Origin of the sequence: Nitratireductor sp. XY-223 (assembly GCF_004959855.1) — a bacterium.
Lineage (GTDB): Bacteria > Pseudomonadota > Alphaproteobacteria > Rhizobiales > Rhizobiaceae > Hoeflea_A.
On sequence record NZ_SPNT01000058.1, the window covers coordinates 1 to 1,103 of the forward strand.

Sequence of the window (1,103 nt, forward strand, 5' to 3'; positions counted from 1 at the left end):
CAGTTTCTTGAACGGCATGGCTTCCATCGACACGTTTTCGATGTCGAAGCCCCTGGTCTTAATGGCTCGAAAAACTTGCTCGACAACCCAGCGTCGACGGTAGAGTTGGGTGATCCATCTTGCCTGTTCGAACGTTTCAATCCGGTGGGTGGTCAGCAGTCGCCAATGCGCGGGTTTCACACCGTCAGGCGGGTCGATTTCTCGCGCCTCGACGAGATGGACGGACTGGCTGTCGGGAACACCCGGTTCAAGTGGTCTGTCCTTGGGATGCTTCAGGGTAACGCCCCCGAAGCGAACGCCAATGCGCGCCGTGCGCTTCTTGTGCCCGGGTCGTGCCGGCAACTCGACGATGTGCTCTTGCTGAGGCTTGCCATCAAGGCTGGCAAAGAGCTTGCCTGTATCGTCGGCAAGATTGCGATCATGGGACGCTCGGATCAGGACTTCCACCTCTTCAGGACGGCACGCAAACATCTCGAATATGTCTGCTTCACGGTCAGCGACCACCGTGACAGCCGCAGCCGTACTCAGAGCAGTTGCGGCAGTCTGCATGCCTTCAATCCAACGATAGCTCTCCTTTTCACGAAGGGGTCTGTTTCTGGATGGCTTTTTGCGGCCACCAGTGTGTTCAAGGAGCTGCATGTCGAGCGCCCCGAGCAACGCGCCTTGTTCGGCTTCAACGGCAATGGTGGCGTGTCCGAGAATGCTGTTTCCCAATCCGTCATCACGAAAGGTAGTCGTGTCCTCAATCGCCAGAATATGCAGGCCGTCAACGCGACCACACGTGTCCTTGCGAGCCTTTTCCATAAGCTTTTCCTCTGTCACCTTCCCGTTCCTCAAAAACCGACCAAAGCGGACCTCATTAGCACGATTGCCGCCAACGCTTCTGATCGAGATGCCGCGAGGGCCACCCGCTACAAGGCGTTCATGAAAGACGTCTGCAGCCCGATCCAGACGAAAATCCCCAAAATGCGAACTCGAATTTTGCAGCATCTCTGCACCGTCTTTGAAACGTCAAATCAGGAGGAGGAGATAGAATCGGAATGACAAACGGCAAACTTCAGGCCCAAATCAAACGGTCGGAAAAAGATGTGTGCATACGGTAG

1 protein-coding gene is annotated in these 1,103 nt (G+C 55.6%); it reads left to right on the plus strand.

The annotated features are described in order from the left end of the window. A partial coding sequence (locus E4M07_RS29835; RefSeq protein WP_246660663.1) for a hypothetical protein occupies positions 1-1,044 on the plus strand: 1,044 nt, incomplete at its 5' end. Between the last annotated feature and the right edge of the window lie 59 nt (positions 1,045-1,103).